This window comes from Pseudomonas sp. CYM-20-01, from assembly GCF_023169845.1.
Taxonomy (GTDB): domain Bacteria; phylum Pseudomonadota; class Gammaproteobacteria; order Pseudomonadales; family Pseudomonadaceae; genus Aquipseudomonas; species Aquipseudomonas azotoformans.
Genome location: NZ_AP025169.1, coordinates 4,632,161 through 4,654,670, shown reverse-complemented (window position 1 = coordinate 4,654,670; position 22,510 = coordinate 4,632,161). Strand labels below are relative to the sequence as shown.

At 60.9% G+C, this 22,510-nt stretch carries 19 protein-coding genes and 1 pseudogene; 11 read left to right on the top strand and 9 right to left on the bottom strand.

The window, feature by feature from the left end:
- Window positions 1-29: 29 nt before the first annotated feature.
- The 3 genes from M2497_RS20860 to M2497_RS20850 all read left to right on the top strand — a co-directional run bounded on the left by M2497_RS20860 (window position 30) and on the right by M2497_RS20850 (window position 3,887).
- On the top strand, window positions 30-1,619 hold the full coding sequence (locus M2497_RS20860) for an FAD-dependent oxidoreductase (RefSeq protein ID WP_248482832.1): 1,590 nt from the start codon (window positions 30-32) through the stop codon (window positions 1,617-1,619).
- A gap of 53 nt (window positions 1,620-1,672) precedes the next feature.
- Window positions 1,673-3,013, top strand: a complete 1,341-nt coding sequence (locus M2497_RS20855) for an MFS transporter (protein WP_248482830.1) — start codon at window positions 1,673-1,675, stop codon at window positions 3,011-3,013.
- Window positions 3,014-3,086: 73 nt separating this feature from the next.
- A complete protein-coding gene (locus tag M2497_RS20850) occupies window positions 3,087-3,887 on the top strand; it encodes an IclR family transcriptional regulator (protein WP_248482829.1) in 801 nt (266 codons plus the stop codon).
- Between the two features lie 167 nt (window positions 3,888-4,054).
- Here M2497_RS20850 and M2497_RS20845 read toward each other — a convergent pair whose 3' ends face one another.
- The 5 genes from M2497_RS20845 to M2497_RS20825 form a co-directional block, all read right to left on the bottom strand.
- A complete protein-coding gene (locus tag M2497_RS20845) occupies window positions 4,055-4,858 on the bottom strand; it encodes an ABC transporter permease (protein WP_248482827.1) in 804 nt (267 codons plus the stop codon).
- Complete coding sequence (locus M2497_RS20840; RefSeq protein ID WP_248482825.1) at window positions 4,858-6,069, bottom strand: ABC transporter permease; 1,212 nt, start codon at window positions 6,067-6,069, stop codon at window positions 4,858-4,860. The genes M2497_RS20845 and M2497_RS20840 overlap by 1 nt, the downstream gene beginning before the upstream one ends.
- Before the next feature lie 19 nt (window positions 6,070-6,088).
- Complete coding sequence (locus tag M2497_RS20835) at window positions 6,089-7,138, bottom strand: ABC transporter substrate-binding protein (protein ID WP_248482823.1); 1,050 nt, start codon at window positions 7,136-7,138, stop codon at window positions 6,089-6,091.
- A gap of 84 nt (window positions 7,139-7,222) precedes the next feature.
- Entirely contained in the window at window positions 7,223-8,335 is a 1,113-nt protein-coding gene (locus tag M2497_RS20830; protein WP_248482821.1) for an ABC transporter ATP-binding protein, read from the bottom strand.
- Between the two features lie 35 nt (window positions 8,336-8,370).
- The gene (locus M2497_RS20825; RefSeq protein WP_248482819.1) at window positions 8,371-9,741 is read right to left on the bottom strand and encodes an aminotransferase; all 1,371 of its coding nucleotides are present in this window, start codon (window positions 9,739-9,741) and stop codon (window positions 8,371-8,373) included.
- Window positions 9,742-10,110: 369 nt separating this feature from the next.
- Here M2497_RS20825 and M2497_RS20820 point away from each other — a divergent pair, with 369 nt between their 5' ends.
- A complete protein-coding gene (locus M2497_RS20820) occupies window positions 10,111-10,887 on the top strand; it encodes an IclR family transcriptional regulator (protein WP_248482817.1) in 777 nt (258 codons plus the stop codon).
- Window positions 10,888-11,502: 615 nt separating this feature from the next.
- On the opposite strand, the gene M2497_RS20815 is transcribed toward M2497_RS20820, so the two are convergent.
- From M2497_RS20815 to M2497_RS20805, 3 genes are all read right to left on the bottom strand, one after another.
- Window positions 11,503-11,925, bottom strand: coding sequence for a DUF4952 domain-containing protein (locus M2497_RS20815; protein WP_248482815.1), 423 nt, complete (start codon window positions 11,923-11,925; stop codon window positions 11,503-11,505).
- 132 nt (window positions 11,926-12,057) lie between these two features.
- Window positions 12,058-12,471 carry a hypothetical protein gene (locus M2497_RS20810; RefSeq protein ID WP_248482813.1) on the bottom strand — a complete coding sequence of 138 codons (414 nt, stop codon included), beginning with the start codon at window positions 12,469-12,471 and terminating at the stop codon, window positions 12,058-12,060.
- 64 nt (window positions 12,472-12,535) lie between these two features.
- Window positions 12,536-13,441, bottom strand: a complete 906-nt coding sequence (locus tag M2497_RS20805; RefSeq protein WP_248482811.1) for a LysR substrate-binding domain-containing protein — start codon at window positions 13,439-13,441, stop codon at window positions 12,536-12,538.
- Window positions 13,442-13,579: 138 nt separating this feature from the next.
- Here M2497_RS20805 and M2497_RS20800 point away from each other — a divergent pair, with 138 nt between their 5' ends.
- The 5 genes from M2497_RS20800 to M2497_RS20780 are packed head-to-tail and all read left to right on the top strand — an operon-like array spanning window position 13,580 to window position 19,620.
- On the top strand, window positions 13,580-14,782 hold the full coding sequence (locus M2497_RS20800) for a mandelate racemase/muconate lactonizing enzyme family protein (protein ID WP_248482809.1): 1,203 nt from the start codon (window positions 13,580-13,582) through the stop codon (window positions 14,780-14,782).
- Between the two features lie 22 nt (window positions 14,783-14,804).
- The gene (locus M2497_RS20795; protein ID WP_248482807.1) at window positions 14,805-16,064 is read left to right on the top strand and encodes an aromatic ring-hydroxylating dioxygenase subunit alpha; all 1,260 of its coding nucleotides are present in this window, start codon (window positions 14,805-14,807) and stop codon (window positions 16,062-16,064) included.
- Window positions 16,061-17,098: an Ldh family oxidoreductase gene (locus M2497_RS20790; RefSeq protein WP_248482805.1), complete on the top strand. Its 1,038-nt coding sequence runs from the start codon at window positions 16,061-16,063 to the stop codon at window positions 17,096-17,098. Before M2497_RS20795 ends, M2497_RS20790 begins: the two co-directional genes overlap by 4 nt.
- Complete coding sequence (gene hutH / locus M2497_RS20785; protein WP_248482804.1) at window positions 17,098-18,615, top strand: histidine ammonia-lyase; 1,518 nt, start codon at window positions 17,098-17,100, stop codon at window positions 18,613-18,615. Before M2497_RS20790 ends, hutH begins: the two co-directional genes overlap by 1 nt.
- A gap of 51 nt (window positions 18,616-18,666) precedes the next feature.
- The gene (locus tag M2497_RS20780; protein WP_248482802.1) at window positions 18,667-19,620 is read left to right on the top strand and encodes a PDR/VanB family oxidoreductase; all 954 of its coding nucleotides are present in this window, start codon (window positions 18,667-18,669) and stop codon (window positions 19,618-19,620) included.
- Window positions 19,621-19,980: 360 nt separating this feature from the next.
- On the opposite strand, the gene M2497_RS20775 is transcribed toward M2497_RS20780, so the two are convergent.
- Entirely contained in the window at window positions 19,981-20,901 is a 921-nt protein-coding gene (locus M2497_RS20775; protein ID WP_248482800.1) for a LysR family transcriptional regulator, read from the bottom strand.
- Window positions 20,902-21,058: 157 nt separating this feature from the next.
- Between M2497_RS20775 and M2497_RS20770 the strand changes: the two genes are divergently transcribed.
- Together M2497_RS20770 and M2497_RS20765 are read left to right on the top strand one after the other, a co-directional pair.
- Window positions 21,059-22,090 (top strand): alcohol dehydrogenase catalytic domain-containing protein, encoded by a 1,032-nt coding sequence (locus M2497_RS20770; protein ID WP_236187996.1) that lies wholly within the window; start codon window positions 21,059-21,061, stop codon window positions 22,088-22,090.
- Between the two features lie 69 nt (window positions 22,091-22,159).
- Window positions 22,160-22,278, top strand: a pseudogene (locus M2497_RS20765) (alpha/beta hydrolase); the annotation flags it as partial.
- Window positions 22,279-22,510: the final 232 nt, after the last annotated feature.

The window sequence follows — 22,510 nt, the reverse complement described above, 5'->3', positions numbered from 1 at the left end:
GAACACCCAAGCCATCGAGAACAATAACAATGAAAACCGTTGACTATATTGTCGTCGGTGCCGGTTCTGCCGGCTGTGCGCTAAGCGCACGGCTGGCGAGCGCGGGCAAGCAGGTGCTGTTGCTGGAAGCTGGGCCTGCCGACAATCATCCCTATATTCATATTCCCGGCACATTCATCCGCGTACATGGTTCGCGGCGTACCTGGATGTACCGCACCGAGCCCGAGCCCTTCGTCAACCAGCGGCAGGTCTACATTCCCCAGGGCCGTACCTTGGGCGGTGGCAGTTCGGTCAACGCGATGATCTACATTCGCGGCCAGGCCGAAGACTACGACCATTGGCAAGCCAGCGGTTGCCCTGGCTGGGGCTGGCAGGATGTGCTGCCGGTGTTTCGCCGCTGTGAGTCCAACACACGCCTGGGCGGGGATTTGCACGGCCAGCATGGCCCGCTCCACGTCAGCGACCCCAGCCACCGCCATGTGTTGAGTCGTGCCTTCGTGCAGGCCGCGGTAGAGGCGGGCGTACCGGCCACCGAGGATTTCAACGGCGTGCGCCAGGAGGGCGCGGGTTTCTATCAGACCACCACGTCACACGGGCGGCGTGCCAGTTCGGCGGTGGCCTACCTGCGGCCGTTGCGTAATGACCCGAACCTGGAAGTGCGCACCGAGACCCACGTGACCCAACTGCTGTTCGATGGCGTGCGCGTGATCGGTGTGCAGGCCGCCGGGCGTGATGGCGTAGCGCACACATTCCGTGCCCGAGCCGAGGTGATCGTCAGCGCTGGGGCGATTGCCTCGCCGAAGTTGCTGATGCTGTCGGGCATCGGTCCCCGCCAACACCTGGACGAGATGGGTATTGCCACCCGTGTCGATGCGCCGGGTGTGGGTGAAAACTTCCAGGACCATCTCAGTGCATCGGTCTACGCCCAGACCCGCAAACCGGTGAGCCTGCTCGGCCATGACCGCGGCCTGCACGCGCTGGGGCATGGCCTCAAGTACCTGGCCAATCGCAGCGGCTTGCTCAGTTCCAACGTGGTGGAAAGTGGTGCCTTCGTCGATGCCACCGGTTGCGGTCGGCCCGACGTGCAGTTCCATGTGGTGCCGGCGCTGGTGGGTGACGTGGACCGTCTGCCCCCCAGTGGCCATGGCATTTCCATCAACCCGTGCGCATTACGCCCGCGCTCCCGGGGCCAACTGCGGCTCAAGAGCGCCGAACCGATGCAGGAGGTGTCACTCAAGGCCAACTACCTCAGCGATGCGCACGACCTGCACACCCTGGTTGCCGGGGTGAAGCTGGCGCGGCGCATCCTGCGGGCACCGGCCCTGGCGGGCGTGGTGCAAAACATGCTGTTGCTGCCGGATCACGATGATGTGCCCGACAAGGTGCTGGAAGACTACGTACGCAGTGTGGCCAAGACGGTGTTCCACCCGGCGGGCACCTGTCGCATGGGCACGGACGCCGCCGCCGTGGTGGGGCCGGACTTACGCGTGTATGGGGTGCAGGGGCTGCGGGTGGCCGATGCGTCGATCATGCCCACCATCGTCAGTGGCAACACCAATGCGCCGAGCATCATGATCGGTGAGCGCTGTGCCGACTTCATCCTGGGGAGTGCCGCCTGAGCTGCTGACCCCCACACTTTCTTCGCCACTACAACAATTACAAGAGTACAGCGATGAACCTTATCTCCCGGAACACCTTCGACAGTGCGCAGGACTGCGCGCTCTATAACCGCATTGCCTGGCGCATTCTTCCATTCCTGTTTGTGTTGTACGTGGTCGCCTTTCTAGACCGGGTCAATGTCGGCTTTGCCAAGCTGCAAATGGCCGCCGACATCGGCCTGAGCGACATGGCCTTCGGCTTTGGCGCCGGTGTGTTCTTTATCGGTTACTGCCTGTGCGAGATCCCCAGCAACATGGTGCTGCAACGCGTGGGTGCGCGGTTCTGGATCACCCGCATCATGATCACGTGGGGCCTGCTGTCGATTGCCATGTTGTTCGTCAAGACCCCGAACGCCTTCTACGTGCTGCGCTTTTTGCTCGGTATGGCTGAAGCCGGTTTCTACCCGGGGGTGGTGCTGTACATGACCTATTGGTTCCCATCCTATGCGCGCTCCCAGGGCATGGCGTGGTTCAACCTGGGCATTGCCATGGCCGGGGTGCTGGGCAGCCCGTTGTCTGGGTGGATCATGCAGACCTTTGCCGGCTACGGCGGCATGGCCGGCTGGCAGTGGCTGTTCCTGCTTGAAGGCCTGCCTGCGGTGTTGCTGGGCATCGCCGTGTATTTCTACCTGGATGACCGCCCGGGCAAGGTGCACTGGCTGACCCCGGAACAGAATGCCCGGGTGGTGCAACAGTTGGCGGCGCAGCGCCAGCAGCATGAGGCGGCGGGTGCCAGCCACAACTTCCGGGCGGCCTTTGTGAACAAGGGGCTTTGGTGCCTGATCTACGTGAACTTTGCCTTGCTGTGCGGCACCTATGGCGTGTCGTTCTGGTTGCCGCAGATTGTGCAGGGGCTGGGGGTCAAGAGCCTGTTCCATACCGGGTTGGTCGCAGCGATTCCCTTTGCGGTGGCATCGGTGGTGATGGTGCTGGTCAGCCGGCATTCGGATAAAACCCGTGAACGGCGCTGGCACGGCACCTTGTGCAATCTGGCCTCGGCGTTGGGCTTGGCGTTCGCTGCGTATTTCCACGACCAGCCGGTGTTGTCGCTGGCCGGTTTGAGCGTGGCGATGTCCGGCGGACTGGCCGGCTTCTGTGTGCTGTGGGCGTTGCCGGGGGTGTTGCTGACCGGCACGGCGGCCGCAGCGGGGATCGCGCTGATCGCCACCGTGGGCAACCTGGGCGGCTATGCCAGCCCGTTTATGCTGGGCTGGGTCAAGCAGAGCAGCGGGCACTTGGAATATGGCCTGTATGTGTTGGCGGTGATGACCCTGCTGGGTGCCTTCGTGATGTTTTCGGTCAAGCCACCGGCCGTTCGGGCAGGGCTTGCCATGCGCGAAGCCCCGGTTATTTAATATCGCAGACCAACACAAGTGTTTCTTCAAGCGATACAATCGGGGCTTTCCCAGTGATCGCTTGAGGTGACCCTTGGTACAGGATGACGAAAAGCCCAGCACCGGCCCCGTGCTGCTGGAATCGGTGGAAATGGTCTTCCGCTTGCTCGACGAACTGACCGCCGCGCGCCGCCCCCTGGGCGTGACCGAGCTGGCCCATCAACTGCAAACCGCCAAGCCCAGGACCTATCGGCACCTGGCCTCGATGCGCCAGCTGGGCATTCTCGAACAAGATCCGGTCAGCGAAAAATACCTGCTGGGCGCACGCCTGGTAGCCTATGGCGAGGCTGCCGGCGAGCAGTTCGACCTGCGCGCCATTGCCGATCCCTACCTGACCCGCATCCGCGATGCCACCGGGCAGACGGCCTTGCTGGCGGTCGCTACCCATGACACCGCGCTGGTGGTGTCGTGCGTCGAATCCAAGGCCAATGTGTGCATCTCGGTAAAGCCGGGTAACCGCGTGTTGCCGTACTGCTCTGCACAGGGCCGCACAGTGCTGGCGTTTGCCGATGCTGCCAGCCAGCAACGGGTGTTGCGCCGCAAGATGCCACGCCTGACCGAGCGTACCTTGCACGAGCCGGATGCATTGGTGCAGCGCTTGGAGTTGATTCGCCAGCGCCTGTACGACGACGCCGATGGTGAGGTGACCCTGGGCATCAATGCACTGTGCTGCCCGATCTTTCGCGAGAATGACTTGATTGTGGGTACGATCGGTATTGTCGGGCCAAGTGCGGCGATCCCTTCGCCGCCACCGGCTGCAATGTTGCGCGAGTTGCAGTCGGCCGCTGCGGAGATTAGCGAGCGCCTGCATGCGGGTACATATCGGCGCCTCTAGTAGATGGCCCTGTGGCGACGATGCACGCGCCTGGGTTTGTCTGGATTGACAGGGTCCAAGCGTGGGAACGAGCAAGCCCGCTCGCACATTTTGATCTCCATGTATCAGGTAGAGGTGGGGTTAGCTCTTGTGTGTGATCTTAACCAGAGCGAAGTCGGATTGCGCTGTTACGTGCGGCGCGTCATCGAGCGTGACAACAGCAACAGCAGCGTGGCGAACAGCACCATGATGGTGGCGGCCGACAGCAGCACTGGGCTCAAGGCTTCGCGGGCGGTGGTGAACATTTCCCGGGGCAGGGTGCGTTGGTCGGGGCCGGCGAGGAACAGGGTCACCACCACTTCATCCAGCGAGGTGGCGAAGGCAAACAGCCCGCCAGAGACCAGCCCTGGGGATATCAACGGCAGGGTCACCTTGCGCAGGGTCATCCATGGCGTGGCCCCCATGCTCGCGGCGGCCCACAGCAGGCGTTGGTTGAGCCCGCCCAGGGCCGAGCCGACATTGACCACCACAAAAGGCACCGCCAGGGTGGTGTGCGCTAGGACCAGGCCGAGGTAGGTGCGGGTCAGCCCGGCATTGGAGAACACGAAGTACATGCCCACGCCTACGATCACCGCCGGCACGATCATCGGTGCGATCAGCAGCACCTCGATCACCCGCTTGCCCGGCATTGCCGGGTGGCGCAGCCCGAGTGCCGCCAACCCGCCGAGCACCACCGCCAGCACGGTGCTGGTGAGGGCAATGGCAAAACTGTTGAACAGCGCGCCCAGCCATTGGCTGGAGGCGAAGAACTGTTCATACCAGTGCAGGGTGAACTGCCCTAGTGGCAACGACATATAGCGGCTGTCGCTGAACGACAGAGGTAGCACGATCAAGATCGGCAGCAACAGGAATGCCAGGACCAGCCAGCCGCTCAGCGACAGGCTCAGGTTACCGACCCAGGCTATCGGCCCGCTGTTGGGGTTACGAACCATTATTTCGCTCCTGTGGTGCGCCGGGCCAGATGGGCCTGGATGAGGTAGAGCAGGGTAGTCGCCACCAGAAGGACCAGGCCCAGTGCCGAGGCCAGGCCCCAGTTGAGGGTGCCGGTGGTGAACTGGGCGATGTAGTAGCTGATCATCTGGTCTGCTGGCCCACCCAGCAATGCCGGGGTGATGTAGAAACCCAGGGTGACGATAAACACCATCAACGCGCCCGCGGCCACACCCGGCAGCACTTGCGGCAGGTACACCTGAAAGAATACCCGTAGTGGTCGCGCGCCCATGGAATAGGCGGCCTGTACCAGCAAGCGATTGCAGCTGGACATCGCCGCCAGCAGTGGGAACACCATGAACGGCAGCATCACATGCACCAACGCGAGGATCACGCCGAAGCGGTTGTACAGCAGGTGCAAAGGACTGTTGATCAGCCCCAGTTGCATCAGCGTGGCGTTGATGATGCCGCTGTCCTGCAGCAGCACCATCCAGGCGGTGGTGCGCACCAGGATCGAGGTCCAGAACGGCAGCAGGATCAGCAGCAGCAACGCGTTGCGTGTACGCGGTGTGCGGCGGTCAAGGTAGGCGCACAGCGGAAACGCCAATAGCACGCACACCAGTGTGGTGATCGCAGCGATGCTGAACGTGCGCCCGAGGATGGAGCGGTACAGGCCGGCTTCATCCTTGTTGACCAGGCCTTGCTGGTAGTCGTGCTTCATGTCCACGGCAGACAGCAGGTGATAAGTGCCGGCCGGGCCCGAGGCGCGCTTGAAGGTTTGCCAGGTGGCGTTGTCCAGCCAGCGCGGGTCCAGCAGTTGCATCTGCTCGCGAGTGCCTTCGAGGCTGGCGGCTTCACGCTTGGCGCCGGTCAACAGGGCGCGCAGGGCTGGTGCTTCATAGGCCAGGCGCCGTGCGGCAGATGCCAGGTCACGGAGGGCGACGGTCTTAAGGTCTTCGATCAGCGGCTTGAACAGCCGCTCATCAGGCGCCGAAGTGCCGTCCCATTGGGCGACGGCCTGGGCGGTGGCAGGCAAGGCCTGGGACAGTTCGGTGTCGGCCACTGCACGCCACAGCAAGGAGCCGATCGGCCCCACGAAGGTCAGCAGCAAAAACACCACCAGCGGTAGTAGCAGGCCGTAGGCGCGCCATAGCGCGCCTCGGTCCTTGCGGGCGACCACGGGCACCGGGGCATTCAGAACAAGTGTGCTCATGTCGTTTACTCGGGCTGCGTCACTGGGCCGACCAGGCGGTCCATTTGGCGTTCAACTCGTCGATACGGTCGACCCAGAACTTGTCATTGAGCACCAGCACATTGGCACTGTTCTGCGGTGCGCTGGGGGAGTCGGCCAGCGCCGCCGGGTCGGTCTGGGCGATGCCCTGGACCGAGGTGATGCCAGTGGGTTGCAGGCTTGGCCATTGCTTCTGGTTTTCGGCCTTGCCCATCACGTCCAGCAGGCCGTAGGCCTTGTCCACGTTGGGCGAGTTGGCCAGGATCACCCAGCTGTCCATGGTTTGCAGAGACTGGTTCCACACCAGCCCGAAGGGTTTGTGGTCCTGGTGGATGGCGTTGGTTACCCGGCCGTTATAAGAGGTGGTCATGCTGACTTCGCCCGAGGCGAGCAATTGCATCGGTTGGCCGCCGGCCTTCCAGAACAGCAATTGGCCCTTGAGGCTGTCGAGTTTCTTGAAGGCGCGCTCCACGCCGCCTGGGGTGTTGAGGGTCTTGTAGACATCGGCGGGCGCGACGCCGTCGGCCATCAGGGCGATTTCCAGGTTGCCCTTGGGGCCCTGGCGCAGGGCGCGCTTGCCGGGGAAGGTCTTGGTGTCGAAGAAGTCGGCCCAGTCCTTGGGCGCGCGGCTGACTTTGCTGGTGTCGTAGCCCAGCACGAAGTTGTACACCGCACTGCCTACCCCGCATTCGCTGACAGCACTGGGAATGTAGTTGTCCTTGCCACCGATGCGCTGGAAGTCCATCGACACGAACAGGCCTTCGCCGCAGCCCAACTGCAAATCCTCGGCTTCCACTTGCACCACGTCCCAACCGCTATCGGCGCCTTCTGCGTGGGTGCGCAGCAAACCGATGCCGCCGTCCCAACTGTCGTCGATCACCTTGTTGCCGCTGGCCTGGCTGTAGGGGGTGAAGAAGATCTTGCGCTGCACATCCTGGTAGGCGCCGCCCCAGGACGCCACCGTCAGGTCTCGGGCCTGGGCGGTGCCGTGGAGCAGGGCGAGCCCGCACAATGCAAAGGTAAAACCGCGAATGGAGCATGGATTGAACATGATGTGACTCCCAGCCTTTTAATGTGGTTATTGTCGGCAGCAGTACGGCAACAGATCGGTACGGTCATTGTTCTTTTGGGTGGATCAACGCAGGATCATGGCCTGCGTGCCGGGCAAGGCCAGCGCCAACTGCTCGCCCGGTGTGGGTGGCAGGCGCCCGAGGTTGCCTGGGTTGTAGGTCATCGATAGTTCGCTGCCTTTGGCCATGCGCAGGCGCAATTTGCAGTGGGCGCCGTGGAAGATGCTATCGACCACCGTGGCCTGCACCGCCGCTTCGCTGAGGGTGGCCAGGCGCAGGTTTTCCGGGCGGATCGCCAGGGCGGCGTTGCTGCCGGCACTGAGTTCCGGGTCGGCGCAGCAGGCCTGGTGGATCGAGCCGTCCTCACTGAGGCGGATCTGCGCCTGGCCTGCGGTTGCCGAAATCACCACGCCTTCGAGCACGTTGGTTTCACCCAGGAAATTGGCGACAAAGCGCGTGGCTGGGCGGTTGTAAATGGTGTGTGGTGAGTCGATCTGCGCGATCTTGCCCTCGTTGAACACTGCGACCCGGTCGGACATGGTCATGGCTTCGTCCTGGTCATGGGTGACGTAGACAAAAGTGATGCCCAGCTGTTTATGGATGGCCTTCAATTCCAGTTGCATGTGTTCGCGAAGCGCTTTGTCGAGGGCGCCCAGGGGCTCATCCATCAACAGCATGCGCGGGCGATACACCAGCGCACGGGCCAGGGCCACACGTTGTTGCTGGCCGCCGGACAGTTGCGCCGGGTTACGGTCTTCGAAACCCTCCAGGCGCGCCAGGGCCAGGGCTTCCTTGACCCGCTGCCGCGACTCGGCCGCGGGAATCTTGCGCAAGTTGAGCGGGAAGGCGACGTTCTGCGCCACGCTCATGTGCGGGAACAGCGCGTAGCTTTGGAACACCACGCCCATGTCGCGCTTGTAGGCTGGCAGCTTGCTGATGTCGGTGCCGTCCATGAGGATGCGCCCACGGTCCGGCGCGTCGAAACCGGCCAGCATCATCAAGGTGGTGGTCTTGCCCGAACCGCTGGGGCCGAGCAGGGACAGGAACTCGCCCTGGCGGATGTTCAGGTCGAGGTTGTCGACCACCCAACTGCGTTCGTCATAGGTCTTGTGTACCCCTTCAAAGCGAACCAGCACCGGGCGTTCAGGAGCGGTCGCGGGTGTGTCAGGTAATGGCATGGGCCCCCTGGCCGCTGTGCGGATGGATTGTGCGGTCATGGCCGGATACTCGTGAGGACTTCATCCAGCGCCTCGGCCACGGCCTTGAGAATAGTCTGGATCTGGTCGGCATCGACAATCAGTGGCGGCGCCATGACCAGGGTGTCGCCCAGGGCGCGCAGCAGGATCGAGCGGCGTTGCAGGGCGTTGCTCACCAGGGTTGCGACTTTCAGTTCGGCGGGGAAGGGCGCGCGGGTTTGTTTGTCGGCGACGAATTCCAGGGCAGCCATCAGGCCGATGCCGCGTGCTTCGCCCACCAGTGGGTGGTCGGCGAAGGCTTGTACGCCTTCCTGGAAGGCCTTGGACACTTCGACCACGTGCTCGACGATATTCAGTTCGTCGTACATGCGCAGGGTTTCCAGCGCTACCGCCGCCGCCACCGGATGGCCGCCGTAGGTATAGCCGTGGCCGAGGCCGCCGAGTGCATTGCTCTGGTCAGCGATGACCTGGTAGATGCGGTCGCTGAGCAGCAGCGCCGAGATCGGCTGGAATGCTGCCGACAGGCCTTTGGCGCAAGTCAGCATGTCTGGCTGGATGCCCACGGCTTGGCAACCCCAGTAAAAGCCGGTGCGCCCGAAACCGCAAATCACCTCATCGGCCACCATCAGGATGTCGTACTTGCGCAGCACCGCCTGCACCTTGGCGAAGTAGCCGGCAGGCGGCAGGATCACGCCGCCGGTACCCATCACCGGCTCGGCGAAGAAGGCGCCGATGGTCTCGGGTCCGGCGTCGAGGATGGTCTGTTCCAGCTCGTGGGCCAGGCGTGTCGAGAACTGCTCTTCGGTTTCCCCTGGCAGGCCCTGGCGATACAGGTGCGGGCAGCGTACGTGGATGACGTCGGCCAGGGTTTCGCCCCAACCTTTATGCATGTTGGGCAGGCCGGTCAGGCTGGCGGCGGCCAGCGTGGTGCCGTGGTAGCTGCGCTGGCGTGCGATCAGGCGGTGCTTGCCGGGCTTGCCGATAGCATTGTGGTAGTAACGCACCAGTTTGATTGCGGTGTCGATGGCCTCGGAGCCCGAGCTCTGGAACACCACCTTGTCCAGCCCCGCCGGGGCGTGGGCGATCAGCTCGGCGGCCAGGTCTGCCGCCGGGCCGTGGCTGCGGTGGGCGAAGGTTTGCTGGTAAGGCAGCTTGAGCATCTGTGCATAGGCGGCTTCTGCCAGGCGCGGTTGGCTAAAACCAAGGGTGGCGCACCAGAGTCCCGACATGCCTTCGATGTAGCGTTGGCCCTGGTCATCAAAAACGTAGATGCCGTCCCCGCGTTCGATCAGCAGCGGCCCCACCTGTTCATGCAGGCGCAGGTTGGTCTGCGGATGGAGATGGTGGGCGATATCTCGCTTGGCCAGTGCCGAATCACGAGCGGTCATGACGTCATCCTCTTCAATAGATCGTATGCGTATGCGGTACGTGGTTTCATTTTTACGATGAATAGGCGTGCTCGTCAAATATTTTGTGTTTCGCTCAATGCAACAGTATTTCTATCAGAGAACAGGATATTTCATCTGTACGAAGCTCGATAAGAGACTTATAGCTAAATAATGGGCTTATGCCGATATTGGGCGGGTGCTACATACGGATGCATCGAGGTGAGGGTTATGGTTGAGCAGGACCTTGTGATTGTCTGGGATTAAGCGGTATCGTTTCGCCTGTGCGAACGACGTGTTGCACTGGTTGCAGCATAAAGCTTGCCAGTCCCACCCGGTGCCGGACTAATGGCTGCAAAAAAAGGACCGATGATGAGCGATGAAGCAGGCAAGGGCGGGGTCAGGTCCGTTCAACTGGCGTTTGATGTGTTGGAGCGTGTGGCCGGGGCCAGCGAAGAGGTGGGCGTCAGCGAGCTAGCGACGCAATTGGGCACCACCAAGGGCTCGGTATTCCGCCACCTTAAAACCCTGGTGGAACGCGGCTACCTGAGCCAGAACCCACAGACCTCCAAGTATCGGCTGGGCATCCAGGCGTATGTGCTGGGGCAGATCGCCGCCGGTGGCATCGACCTGCTCAGTGCCTCGGCTGACGCTATCCGCGACCTGCGTGATGAGTTGGGGTTGTCGGTGGTGCTGTCAGTGTTGCAAGGGCGCCGCCTGATGGTGGTCGAGACTCAGTTGGGCAAATCCACCCTGGAGATCGGCGTGCGCACCGGCACCGAACTGCAACTGCATTGCAATGCGCAGGGCAAGGTCGCGCTGGCCTTCGCCAAGCAGTTGGGGGTGGATCAATTGCCCGCCGACCTGCCGGCCATCACGCCATACACCGTGGTTGACCACGCGCAGTTGGCACGCCAGGTCAGTGAGGCACGCGCCCAGGGGTGGGCGGCGGCGATCGAGGAAGAAACCTTGGGCATTTCTGCAATCGCTGCACCGATACTGGGCATCAATGCGGAGTTCATCGGCACCGTGGCATTGGTGGCCACTTTGCAGAATGTTTCCCGCGAAACAGACCTGGAACAGGTGCGCGCCTTGAAAAAGGCCGCGTTGCGCGCCTCGTGGAACCTGGGCTTCAAGGGTGAGCTTTAACCGGGTCTGTCGCAGGCCACGATACCGATCACCAAGCGCGTCAGGGTGTTCATCCATCGGGGCCCATTGGCACTGGTCGTACAGCCAGGCTGTGTTCCAAACGATGCCCACCAAGGCGACCCGTACGCCTGTCCCTTGGAGCAGGACACGGCGACAGGGTTGGCGTCGGCCTTTAGCGCGGTAGCGCAATGGGACCCACTATTCGATCATGTGCGGGCCTATGCCCGGTTTTTGCAGGAGCACGGCGTGCCCGCCGAGTTGCACATTGGCTTGGGTCTGGTAGATGCCAGTCTGCGGGCAAGTGGGTGCGGTGCGGTTGAGCGTGTGTACGACGCGATGGCGCGGGCGCTGACGGCAATATTGGATCAGTCGCCTGCCCGCTTGCGCCCTTGTTCGCCCTTGGCCAGAATCGCCGTGTAAAGCTGTGCTTTTCAGACAGATATTCAGCAATGAACATCACTTTGAGGTCCATAGGTTTCAGCTCTTTCCAGGGCATGGTCAGATCCTCGCGAAATCGACCATGCCAGTTAAAAACTGTTACCTATGTGCGTGAACTGATTTGTAACCCATGTGGGTGAGTCATACCCAGCCTATAAAAAAAGCCCCCTTTGCCCTTCAGAAATCCTCAGTCGTGATAGATGCCGTGATGTAGAAATAGGTTATTTTCGACCACGAATCCCGTTGGTTTACGGGCGTTTCCTCGGACCCCATACCGAGCGTGTACCAACGCTGTGTTGCTTCATCGCGATAGGAATAAATCGTTGAATCCCAGCCGCAGCAGATGTACTGGAGCTTCGGCTGCCTGAAACTCCGGCTCATGTACCGCTCAGCCTCAAGGGCCTCCGAGCCTTTCACGCGGTAGCGGGCAACGATCGGTTTTCCCTGTTCTTCTTTGTTTTTTGTGCACTCCAGAAACTCTACAACCTCAGGCTTTTCGCTGAGTTTCGCGAGGAGGTCGCCGCATTGCGGCTCAGCCATCGCGCGGCTGGCAACCAGGGACAAACCTACCAAGACAAGTCCGCAAATCAGTCTGTTCATTGGTGTTCCCAAGATAGGCGTGCCAATGTTTTACCCTCTCCCCTCTGACGCCCGATGCTCCATCGCGTGCTCACGGCAGAGATAGGAACCTCTGGCTGCGCGTGCACCCGTTAATGCCAGGCCCTGAACAACCTATTGGCGGGGAAGCTCGAGAATCTCCACTGTGCCGCCGGCCTCAAAAACCGGGTTGCCGACAAAGAGGGCTTTCGCATCTTCAAGATTTTTTGCCCGAACTCGAACAAATCCACTGATATCCGCCACAGCTGCCACGCTCGTGTGCCCTTTGCGCAGGCATTCGCCCTCACAGATGGCACTCCCCCCGTCAAATAACCCCGTGCCGCGCAGCCTGGTGATGTACCGCGCCCACCGCTTGCAGCCAGGTCGTTGGTATCTCGGTGCATGAATAATATGTATTCGTTCATGCGCGTTCTCCTTGTTCACACGGTTAGACGGGCGCTGCCCGGGCAGCGGCTGGATATACTCGGTAGCCAAGGTTGCTGGCCGGTTTCGAAGGTCTTCAATCGACCCATAGCTGCCGGTACCCATGGGCTGTGGTGTACCCGGTTCTGCCGGAGGGGGCAGGTAGGGTTCAAATACGAGCTGCTCACGGTCAGCCTACCACCGCGACCTGCAACCACTCTCTCAGTGCACGAATTTTCGGTAGCTGCGCCCGTTGTGACGGATAAATCAGAAAGTAAGAAATGCCCTGATGGAGTTCGATATCGAAAGGCGCGACCAGTACGCCATCGTTCAGGCTTTCGCGTACCAGATTCAGGTCACCCAATGCGACGCCGTGCCCGCGCGTCGCCGCCGATAGAGCCAGGTCCAGGGTATCGAACGACTGGCCTCGATGAGCCGCAATGCCCTCTACTCCAGCCGCTTCCAGCCAACGACTCCAGCCCTGAACCGGAAAGCAATGCAGCAATGGCAGATGCATCAGGTCGGCAGGTTCGTTGAGCTGCTTTGCCAACTCTGCCGAACAGACCGGTGTCAGTCGTTCCGGCATCAAGGGAATGGTCTCGACGTCCTTCCAGTCCCCTCGACCTTGAATGATCGCGGCGTCCACGTCGCTGTCTTCGAATCGCGGCTCCCACGCATCGTAGGTCGTCACCCGCACGTCCATGTCCGGCATCACCGTGCGCAGACCCGGCAACAGCGGCAGAAACCAGCGCGTCGCCAGGGTGGGCGGCATCCGCAGGGTTAGCACCTGCCCGGCGTTTCGCAGGCTATTGCACATGGTGGTCAGGCGCGCAAAGGCGTCGTCGACCACGGGTAGCAGCGCTTCTGCTTCGGGTGTCAGACGCAGGCCGGTCTTATGGCGGATAAACAGCATAACCCCCAGGTGTTCCTCAAGTTGTTGTACCTGACGACTGATCGCGCTCTGGGTGACGAACAGTTCCTTGGCGGCGCGGCTGAACGTGCCACAACGAGCCGCGGCCGCAAACACTTCCAGCGCATGCAATGGCGGCAAACGACGGTTGAATTGAGGGGTGTCTAATACATGAGTTGGAAGCATGGATTGCATGAGAATTTACCGCGTTTACTCCAATGTCCACAGAGATTAGCTTAGTCGTGCCAGCTCACATAGCGTTGTTTCTCGCATGGATATGTCAGTGAGTCGGCACCTCTTGCCATTCACTGGAGCCGCTACGCGATGAAGATCAAAAGCATCAAGGCCACACCTATCAACCTGCCGCTGGACGCCCCCTATGTCTGGGCTTTCGGTGAACTGCCCGGTTTTTCCACGACCATTATTGAAGTCGAAACCGAGGACGGTCTGGTCGGCTTGGGAGAGGCACCATCGTGGCACGCAGCGGCGATCATTCGTGATCACGTCGCACCAAAACTGGTTGGCCATGACGCCTTTGACATTGCCGGCGCCGAGTTCCTCTGCCTGCCTTACTTCGCGGGTGTCCAGAGCATCAACGACAACGCGCGCATCACCGCATTTGGCGCGGTGGAAATGGCGCTCTGGGACCTGCGCGGCAAGGCCTGGAAGCTACCGCTGTATCAAGTGCTAGGCGGTGCGGTACGTAAGGACATTCCGTTTACCGACTACTTTTCCCTGCGCAACGACGGCCCGCTGCAGAGGGACGGCACCCGGGTGCGGGGCGAGCAGACCCCGGAAGCGGTGGCCGATTACTGCGTGATGCTCAACGAGACCTACGGTACAACTTTCTTCGAGGGCAAGTTTTCCACCCACGACCCGAAAGTGTCCCTGCGCATGCTTGAGCTGATCCGCCAGCGTCTGGGGGATGACGTGATGCTGCGCATCGATTCGAACCAGGCCTATTCATTGGCCACGGCGCGCCGATTGATTCGTCCGCTGGAAGAACTGGGCGTGCGCAACTGGGAAGACCCGGTCTCGACCATCGAAGAAATGGTCGAACTGCGCCGCCATTGCTCGATTCCGTTTTCCACCCACAACACCGACATCGCCCGAGCAAGGGTGCTCAAGGTGCCCGACGCGATTGTCGGCAACCCGGCGGTCCTCGGTGGTATTGGCCGGCTGCTGCGCTTCATCGGCGCTTGCGAGCATGCCGGCATCGACTTCTGGTGCTACAGCGGCGATTCGGGTGTGGGCAGTGCGGTGTACCTGCATTTGTGTGCGGCGTTGGGCTGGATCCGTGAACCGAACCAGTCGCTGTTCCGCATGCAGGTCACTGACGTGATTGAAGAGGGCCCGTTCGTGCCACGCAATAACACCGTGCGCGTGCCTGAAGGCCACGGGCTGGGCGTGACCCTGTCCCAGGAGCGCTTGGCGTACGGCCATAAACACTTCCTCGAACACGGCCCGATGAACAAATACCACGACGCGCAAAAGCCCGGCACGTTCCGCCGCCTGCCGCTCGCCTGATCTTTTTTTTGGAGGCACTGCCATGAATCAGACTGTGATAGATCATGCCTACGCGCTGTTGTCCAAGCGGCGTCAGGACTGGGGGCTGGAGCAGCCCTTTTATGTGGATCAGGACTTTTTCGAACTGGAAATGCAGCTGTTTTTTCGCCGTCAGTGGCTGTTCGCGGCCATGACCTGCGAGATCCCCAAACACGGCGACTGGCTGCGGGTGAACGTGGGGCGTGACTCTGTGATTGTCATTCGTGGCAACGATGGCGAGGTCAATGCGTTCCATAACACCTGTCGCCATCGCGGCTCACGGATTTGCCTGGAGGAGCACGGCAGCACCAAGCGACTGGTCTGCCCGTATCACCAATGGTCTTACGACCTGCAAGGACAACTGACTGGCACCCGCTTGATGGGCGATGATTTCGACCGTGCCGACTTCCAGTTGGCGCCGGTGGCAGTAGGGGTTGCTGGCGGCTACATCTTCATCAATTTTGCGGATGAACCGAGCGACTTCGAGCCGTTTCGCCAAGACGTTGAGCCCTACCTGCTGCCCCATGGCCTGGACGATGCCAAGGTCGCCTACACCCAGACGCTGGTGGAAAAGGCCAACTGGAAACTGGTGATCGAGAACAACCGCGAGTGTTACCACTGCGTGGGTTCACACCCGGAACTGATGCACATCATCACCGAATTCGACGACCCGAATGATCCGCGCATCAAGCCTGAGTACAAGGCGCTGGTCGAACGCAAGGCCGCGGACTGGGACCGTCTGGGCATTCCACATGCCCATACCCAGGGCAGCGAGCGTTACCGCGCGGTTCGCCTGCCGTTCACTGATGGGCGTGTGTCCATGACCGTAGATGGAAAGCCTGGGTGCTCGCGCTTGTTGGGCAACCTGACCGATTACGACCTGGGCTCGGTGCGCCTGATGAGCCTGCCCAACACCTGGAACCATATTCAGGCGGACCACGCGGTGACCTTTCGGGTGTTGCCGATCGGGCCAGAAGAAACTCTGGTGACCACCCATTGGCTGGTGCACAAGGACGCGCAGGAGGGCCTGGATTATCAGGTCGAACGGCTCAAGGAGATCTGGGCCGCCACCAATGACCAGGATCGTTTCCTGGCGGAAAACAATCACCTGGGGATTCGCGGCAGCGCCTATCGCCCTGGCCCGTACTCCGAATTGATCGAAGGCGGCACCCGCGACTTCATCCGCTGGTACGCCGATCAACTGCTTGCCGAGCTGGCACCGCTGGCTCAAACCCAACCTATTCATCGGGAGACCGCCGCATGACCGCTACTCTAATTGTCAGCCTGGCCGAGATCGAAAATCTCGCCACCACCGCGCTGGTTGCCAGCCATGTCAGTCCCGACAACGCTCGGGCCGTGGCTCGCTCGATTGCGTTTGCCGAGCGCGATGGGCAGCAGATTGTTGGCTTGTCCTACCTGCCGACCTACTGCGACCACGCTGCGTGCGGAAAGGTCGATGGTGCTGCGCAGCCGAGCGCCAAGGTGCAGGCGCCGTCACTGATTCGCGTCGATGCACGAACCGGTTTCGCTCACCCGGCGTTGGCCCTGGGCCTGCCTTTGCTGGTGGAGGCCGCGCGGCGCCAAGGCATGGCGGCATTGGCGGTGGGGCAGTCCTACGCGTGCGGCTCGCTGGGTTATTTTGTCGAAGAACTGGCAGAGCAAGGGCTGGTCGCCTTGATGGTGGCCAATGCCTCGCCTTCGATTGCGCCTCATGGCGGCAAGACTGCGTTTTTTGGCACGAACCCTTTGGCGTTTGCGTGCCCGCGGGAAGGGCGTCCGCCGCTGGTGATTGATCAATCCTCAAGTGTGGTGGCCAAGGTCGCGGTGATCGATGCGTACCGCCGCGGCGTAGCGTTGCCGGCAGGTTGGGCACTGGACGCCGATGGCCAGCCGACCACCAATGCCGATGCGGCAATGGCGGGCAGCCTAAGCCCGATCGGTGGCTACAAAGGCACGAGCGTGGCCTTGCTGATTGACATCCTTGCCGGTGGGTTGAGCGGTTCCAACTTCTCGTTCGAAGCGTCTTCGTTCGGCGATTGCGAAGGCGGACCGCCGCGCACCGGGCAACTGCTCATCGCTTTCGATCCCGCAGCCTTTGGCGGGGCGGCATTCGTGGCGCGGACTGAAGTATTGTTCGGCGCGCTGCTAGCCGAACCGCACGTCCGCTTGCCCGGTGAGCGCCGACTTCAGGCACGACAGGGCAACGAAAACGGTATCGAAGTGCCCCTGGAACTCTGGGAGTTGATCGGACGCTATGTCGATCAAGGATCGCCCGTTTCGCACGCCGGGGGTGCCTAATGAGCCTGGTTCTGCTTGATCAACCCTTGAGCGCAGCGCAGGTGGCCGAAGTGGCCGCCAAACAAGCGGTTCTTGAATTGTCGACCGACGCCAAAGCGCGCATCAGCAAGGCTCACGCCATCGTGCGCAGTGTGGCGGATAACAACTTGCGGGCCTACGGCGTCAACACCGGGGTGGGTGCGCTGTCGGATACGATTGTACCGCCGGCACAGCAAAACGCCTTGTCGCGCAACATCCTGATGAGCCATGCAGTCGGCGTCGGCAGGCCATTGGGGGTTAGCGAAACACGGGCGATCATGGTCGCCGCTGTGAACAACTACGCCCACGGTTATTCCGGGTTGCGGCTGGCTGTGGTCGAACGCCTGGTCATGCTGCTGAACGCCGGTTGTACCCCGCAAGTTCCGCGGCACGGCTCGGTGGGTTATATCAGTCACATGGCGCACATCGGCCTGCTGTTGATCGGCCATGGTCAGTGCCTGCTTGACGGCGTACGGATGCCGGCGGCGGTGGCGCTGGACCGGCTGGGGGTCAAGTCCTTGGTGCTGGAAGCGAAGGAGGGCTTGTGCCTGGTGAACGGTTCGCCGTGTGTCACGGGCCTCGGAAGTTTGCTGCTGGAGCGTGCACGCTGGTTGCTGGATTGGGCGGATACCATCGCGGCGCTCAGCTTCGAAACCCAGCGCTGTCAGATCCGCGCCTTGCATCCCGTGTCCATGGCGTTGCGCACATCCCCCGGCCTGATGCAGGTCAGCCAGCGCTTGAACACTTTGCTCGCCGGTTCGGGCATTTTGCTCGCCGCCACCGGGCGCAAGATCCAGGACCCCTTGAGCCTGCGCAGCATTCCGCAGGTCCACGGTGCGGTGCGCGATGTGTGGGCCCAAGTGCTGACAGTGGTCGAGCGCGAATTGGCCAGTGTCACCGACAATCCAGTGATTTGCGGCAGTCCTGAAGCCCCCGAGATTTACTCTGAGGCCCACGCGGTGGGCGCTGGGATTGGCCTAGCCATGGACCAGATTGCCGTGGCGACCGCACAATTGGGAGCGATTTGCGAACGGCGCATCGATCGCCTGGTAAACCCGTTGGTAAACGGCTTGCCGCCATTTTTGGCGGGCAGCAGCGGGGTGGAGTCAGGGTTCATGATCGCGCAATACACGGCCGCATCACTGGTGGCGCAAAACCGTCGCCTCGCCGCGCCGGCCAGTCTCGATGGCGGTGTTAGCTCCGGGTTGCAGGAAGACATCTTGTGCCACGCGACACCGGCTGCGCTGAAAGCCCACGAGATCCTCGACAACCTCGAAAGCCTATTGGCCATTGAGCTGTTGGCCGCTTGCCAGTGTTACGACTTGTTGGAGCCAGACCTGAGACCGGCGCCCCTGACTCTGGCGATTTATCAAGCGGTGCGCACCCGCGTGACGCGCTATGCCGATGACCGTCCGCTGGGCGAGGATATAGCTGCACTCAGTCGACTCATTGCGCGCTACGCCCCCGACGACACGCAGTTTCTTTGCAGGGTGCAATGAACGCAAGTGAGTGGGGCTCGCGGCAGGGTAATCAGATAACGGGGCACAATCATGTTTGAAGTAATTGTCGTACAAAAGCGCCACGAGGCTGAAGGTGTTTGCAGCTTTGAGCTGTGTCGCGGAGACGGACAACCTTTGCCAGCCTTCACGGCGGGCGCGCACATCGATGTGCGAGTGAGCGTGGATATCACTCGCCAATACTCGTTGTGCAACAGCCCCTTGGAGCGCGATCGCTATCTGATTGGCGTGTTGCACGAAGCCATGTCACGAGGCGGGTCGCGTGGCATGCACGAGCGTATTGGCGTTGGTGATCGGTTGTCGATAAGTGCGCCGAAAAACCACTTCCCGCTAACAACAGGGGCGCGAAAATCGATACTGTTGGGTGGTGGTATCGGTATTACGCCAGTGCTCGCGATGGCCTTTCAACTCGCCCACGAAGGTGCCGAGTTTGAACTGCACTACTGCGTACGCGACCCGCGACGCGCGGCGTTCTTGCAACTCATTGCAGCGTCCGGGTTTGCCGATAACTTGTACATGCACTTCGACACTGGCGAGCGACATCAGTTGTTGGATTTGAATCATGTGTTGGCTGAGCCTCGTGCGGATACTCATCTCTACGTCTGTGGCCCGAACGGTTTCATGGACTATGTAATAAACACAGCACATGGACTCGGTTGGCCGATTGAGCAGATTCACCGGGAGTATTTTGCGGCGTCGAGCGTGGTGCACGATGTCGATCAAGCATTCGAAGTCGAGCTGGCAGAGTCAGGATTAGTCCTTGAGGTACCAACTGACAAGAGCGTGCTCGACGTGCTTTGTGCCTCAGGTATCGAACTGCCTTCTTCGTGCAGACAGGGCGTTTGCGGCGCCTGCATGACACCGGTTATCGAGGGCGTCCCAGATCACCGGGATGTCTTCATGAGCGATAAAGAGCATGCGTTGAACGATCAGTTCACTCCGTGTTGTTCTCGCTCGAAAACCCGGCGATTGGTGCTGGCACTTTAGCTAATGTCTTCCGAATCCACCTCGCCCCGGCATTGCTATTGAACGAGGTACAGCGGGCCGGAGATGTTAGGGTGACACGTGAATCCTCATCTGACTCCCGACTAGTCAGACTGATATCAGAAACTAACACGATTACTCATCTGTAGGTTGATGGCGAAGCGGCTAGGCCGCGACAGACCGCTTTTGGCCGGTTGCTGCCCTTCGTGATAGACAGCAACCGGCCAAAAACAGACGCTCATGGACGACTGCTTTTTCGACCCATAGCTGCCGGTCAGTTGCAATGGCAAGGCGTTGACGATGCTGGTCGTTGAGTTGTGCCAGGCGGTGTTACAACTAACCTGCCGCCTCTTAGGCACAAGGTCATCTAATGCCGGACCGTGTTTCAGTCAGCATATTGATCAACGCTCTCAGGCCGGATGGTACATGGCGATTCGCCGAGTAATAGAGGCACAGCCCCGGATACGCGGGACACCACTCTTCCAGAACTCGTTTGAGTCGTCCGTCCTTGAGCGCATTGGCTGCAAGATGGTCGGGCACGAAGGCGATGCCGACTCCATCGATTGCTGCCTCCACCATCAGCGGCTGATCAGTCAATGTGAGAGGGCCGGGAGCATTGATCCTTTCGACAGCGCCATGGCGCTCAAACTCCCATCGGTAGATTGCACCACTTTCAAACCGGAAGCGGATGCAATGATGGTCATACAGATCTTGCGGCACCCTTGGATATCCGCGTTGCTCGAAGTACTCGGGCGACGCCACTGCCGCAAAGCGAACCTCTCCCATGACTGGGATGGCCACCATATCTTTGGGTACGGCTTCCGCTAATCGGATGCCCGCATCAAAACCATCTGCAACGATATCGCTCAGCTTGCCATCACTGAATATGTCGAGATGGACGCGAGGATACTCGCGCAAAAAGCGCGCAAGCACTGGCCACAGTACCAACCGGATGGCGCCCTCACTGGCATTGATTCGCACCGTTCCGCTGGGGGCGTGGTCAATGCCCTCCAACTCCCGAACGGCTTCTTCAACTGAGGCCATTGCCGGTCTTAGTTTTATGGCTAGGCGCTCTCCCGCCTCGGTCAAGGAGACGCTTCGAGTCGTCCGGTTGAAAAGGCGGACGTTCAACCGTTGTTCGAGAGCCTTGATCGAGTGGCTGATCGCCGAGGGCGTCATGTCGAGATCGATTGCGGCGCTGCGGAAACTTCGGTGGGCTGCGACCGCCAAGAATGCGGCAAAGGCCGACAGGTCATTACCCTTGGATTGGTGAATTACTTTCATCATGGAATCAAATATTGACCAGATTGTTGCGACAGTCAATGAGCCATAGACTCGAATGAAGCTGCAGCATCGCGGGTCCAAAATGCCCTGTGTCGCTCTCAGAGCATCTCGTCCGCAGCCCTAACAGCAATGACCACCTGATCGAAAGGAACATGCGATGAAGATGAAGGCAGTTGTGATGACTGGCGCGAACAAGCCTTGGGAGGTTCATGAGGTTCCCATGCCCAAGGCAGAGCCAGGGCTGGTCCTGGTGAAAGTTCACGCCTCCGGCATGTGCTACACGGACGTGTGGGCAACTCAGGGGGCTGGCGGTGACATTTATCCCCAGACCCCGGGTCACGAAGTAGTCGGTGAAATCGTCGAAGTCGGTGCGGGCGTCCACACGCGCAAGGTTGGAGACCGAGTGGGCACCACTTGGGTACAGTCCTCGTGCGGTCGATGCCCGTACTGCCGCCAAAACCGCCCGTTGACCGGCCAGACGGCCATGAACTGCGTTTCGCCCAGAACGACCGGTTTCGCGTCGCAGGGCGGGCACGCGGAGTACATCGCAATTTCTGCGGAAGGCACCGTATTGTTGCCCGATGGGCTGTCCTACACGGACGCCGCGCCCATGATGTGCGCGGGCTATACCACCTGGAGCGGCTTGCGAGACGCGGAGCCAAAACCGGGTGACAGGGTCGCGGTGCTGGGTATCGGCGGGTTGGGCCATGTCGCCTTGCAGTTCTCAAAGGCGTGCGGGTTCGAGACCATCGCGATCACGCATTCCCCAGACAAGCACAAGCTTGCGACCGACTTGGGTGCCGACCACGTCGTCATCAATGCCGAGGAGCTCTTGGCAGTCGGTGGTGCCGACGTGCTGCTGATCACCACCAACGACTTCGAAACCGCCGAAAAGGCGCTCGCGGGAGTTAATCCTGACGGTCGCATCGTCCTGTGTGGGCTCGACTTCAGCAAGCCGTTCTCGATTCCGTCCGACGGCAAGCCATTCCATATGATGCGCCAACGGGTGGTTGGCTCCACGCATGGCGGACAGCATTACCTCGCCGAAATTCTCGACTTGGCCGCGAAGGGTAAGGTCAAGCCCATTGTCGAAACCTTTTCGCTTGACCAGGCAACGGAGGCTTATGAACGTCTGTCCTCCGGGAAGATGCGATTCCGTGGTGTGTTCCTGCCTCACGGTGGAAATTGATACGCAGAGCGGTTCCGGCGACCGCGCGGTCGCCGGGACCGCGTCAATTATGAAACGTGGGGACTGAAAAATGGCGGCGGGTAGGTCATCGGCAATGCGCAAACGAACGCCCCCTCAACATCGCCATGCTGAAAGCCTGCGACGTGGCATTGATATCGGTCGAATATCGGCTTGTGGTAACGACGCCTGATTTATTGCTCAGAAAATAAATCAGCCCCCTTTTCTATGCCCGCGCTCCGCAGCTAATCCTGATCGTGCGCCTAAGATAGGACCGAAGTGGCTTGGTGACAAAACGCCACGTCGGGTTGAGTCGTGGCAAGCCGCGTGGATCAGTGCGTAGCAAATGGTGATAGGTCTATTTTCTCCTAGTTAGACGTCCGCTTCTGGCCGATTTCTGCCAGCCATGATGGGCAGAAATCG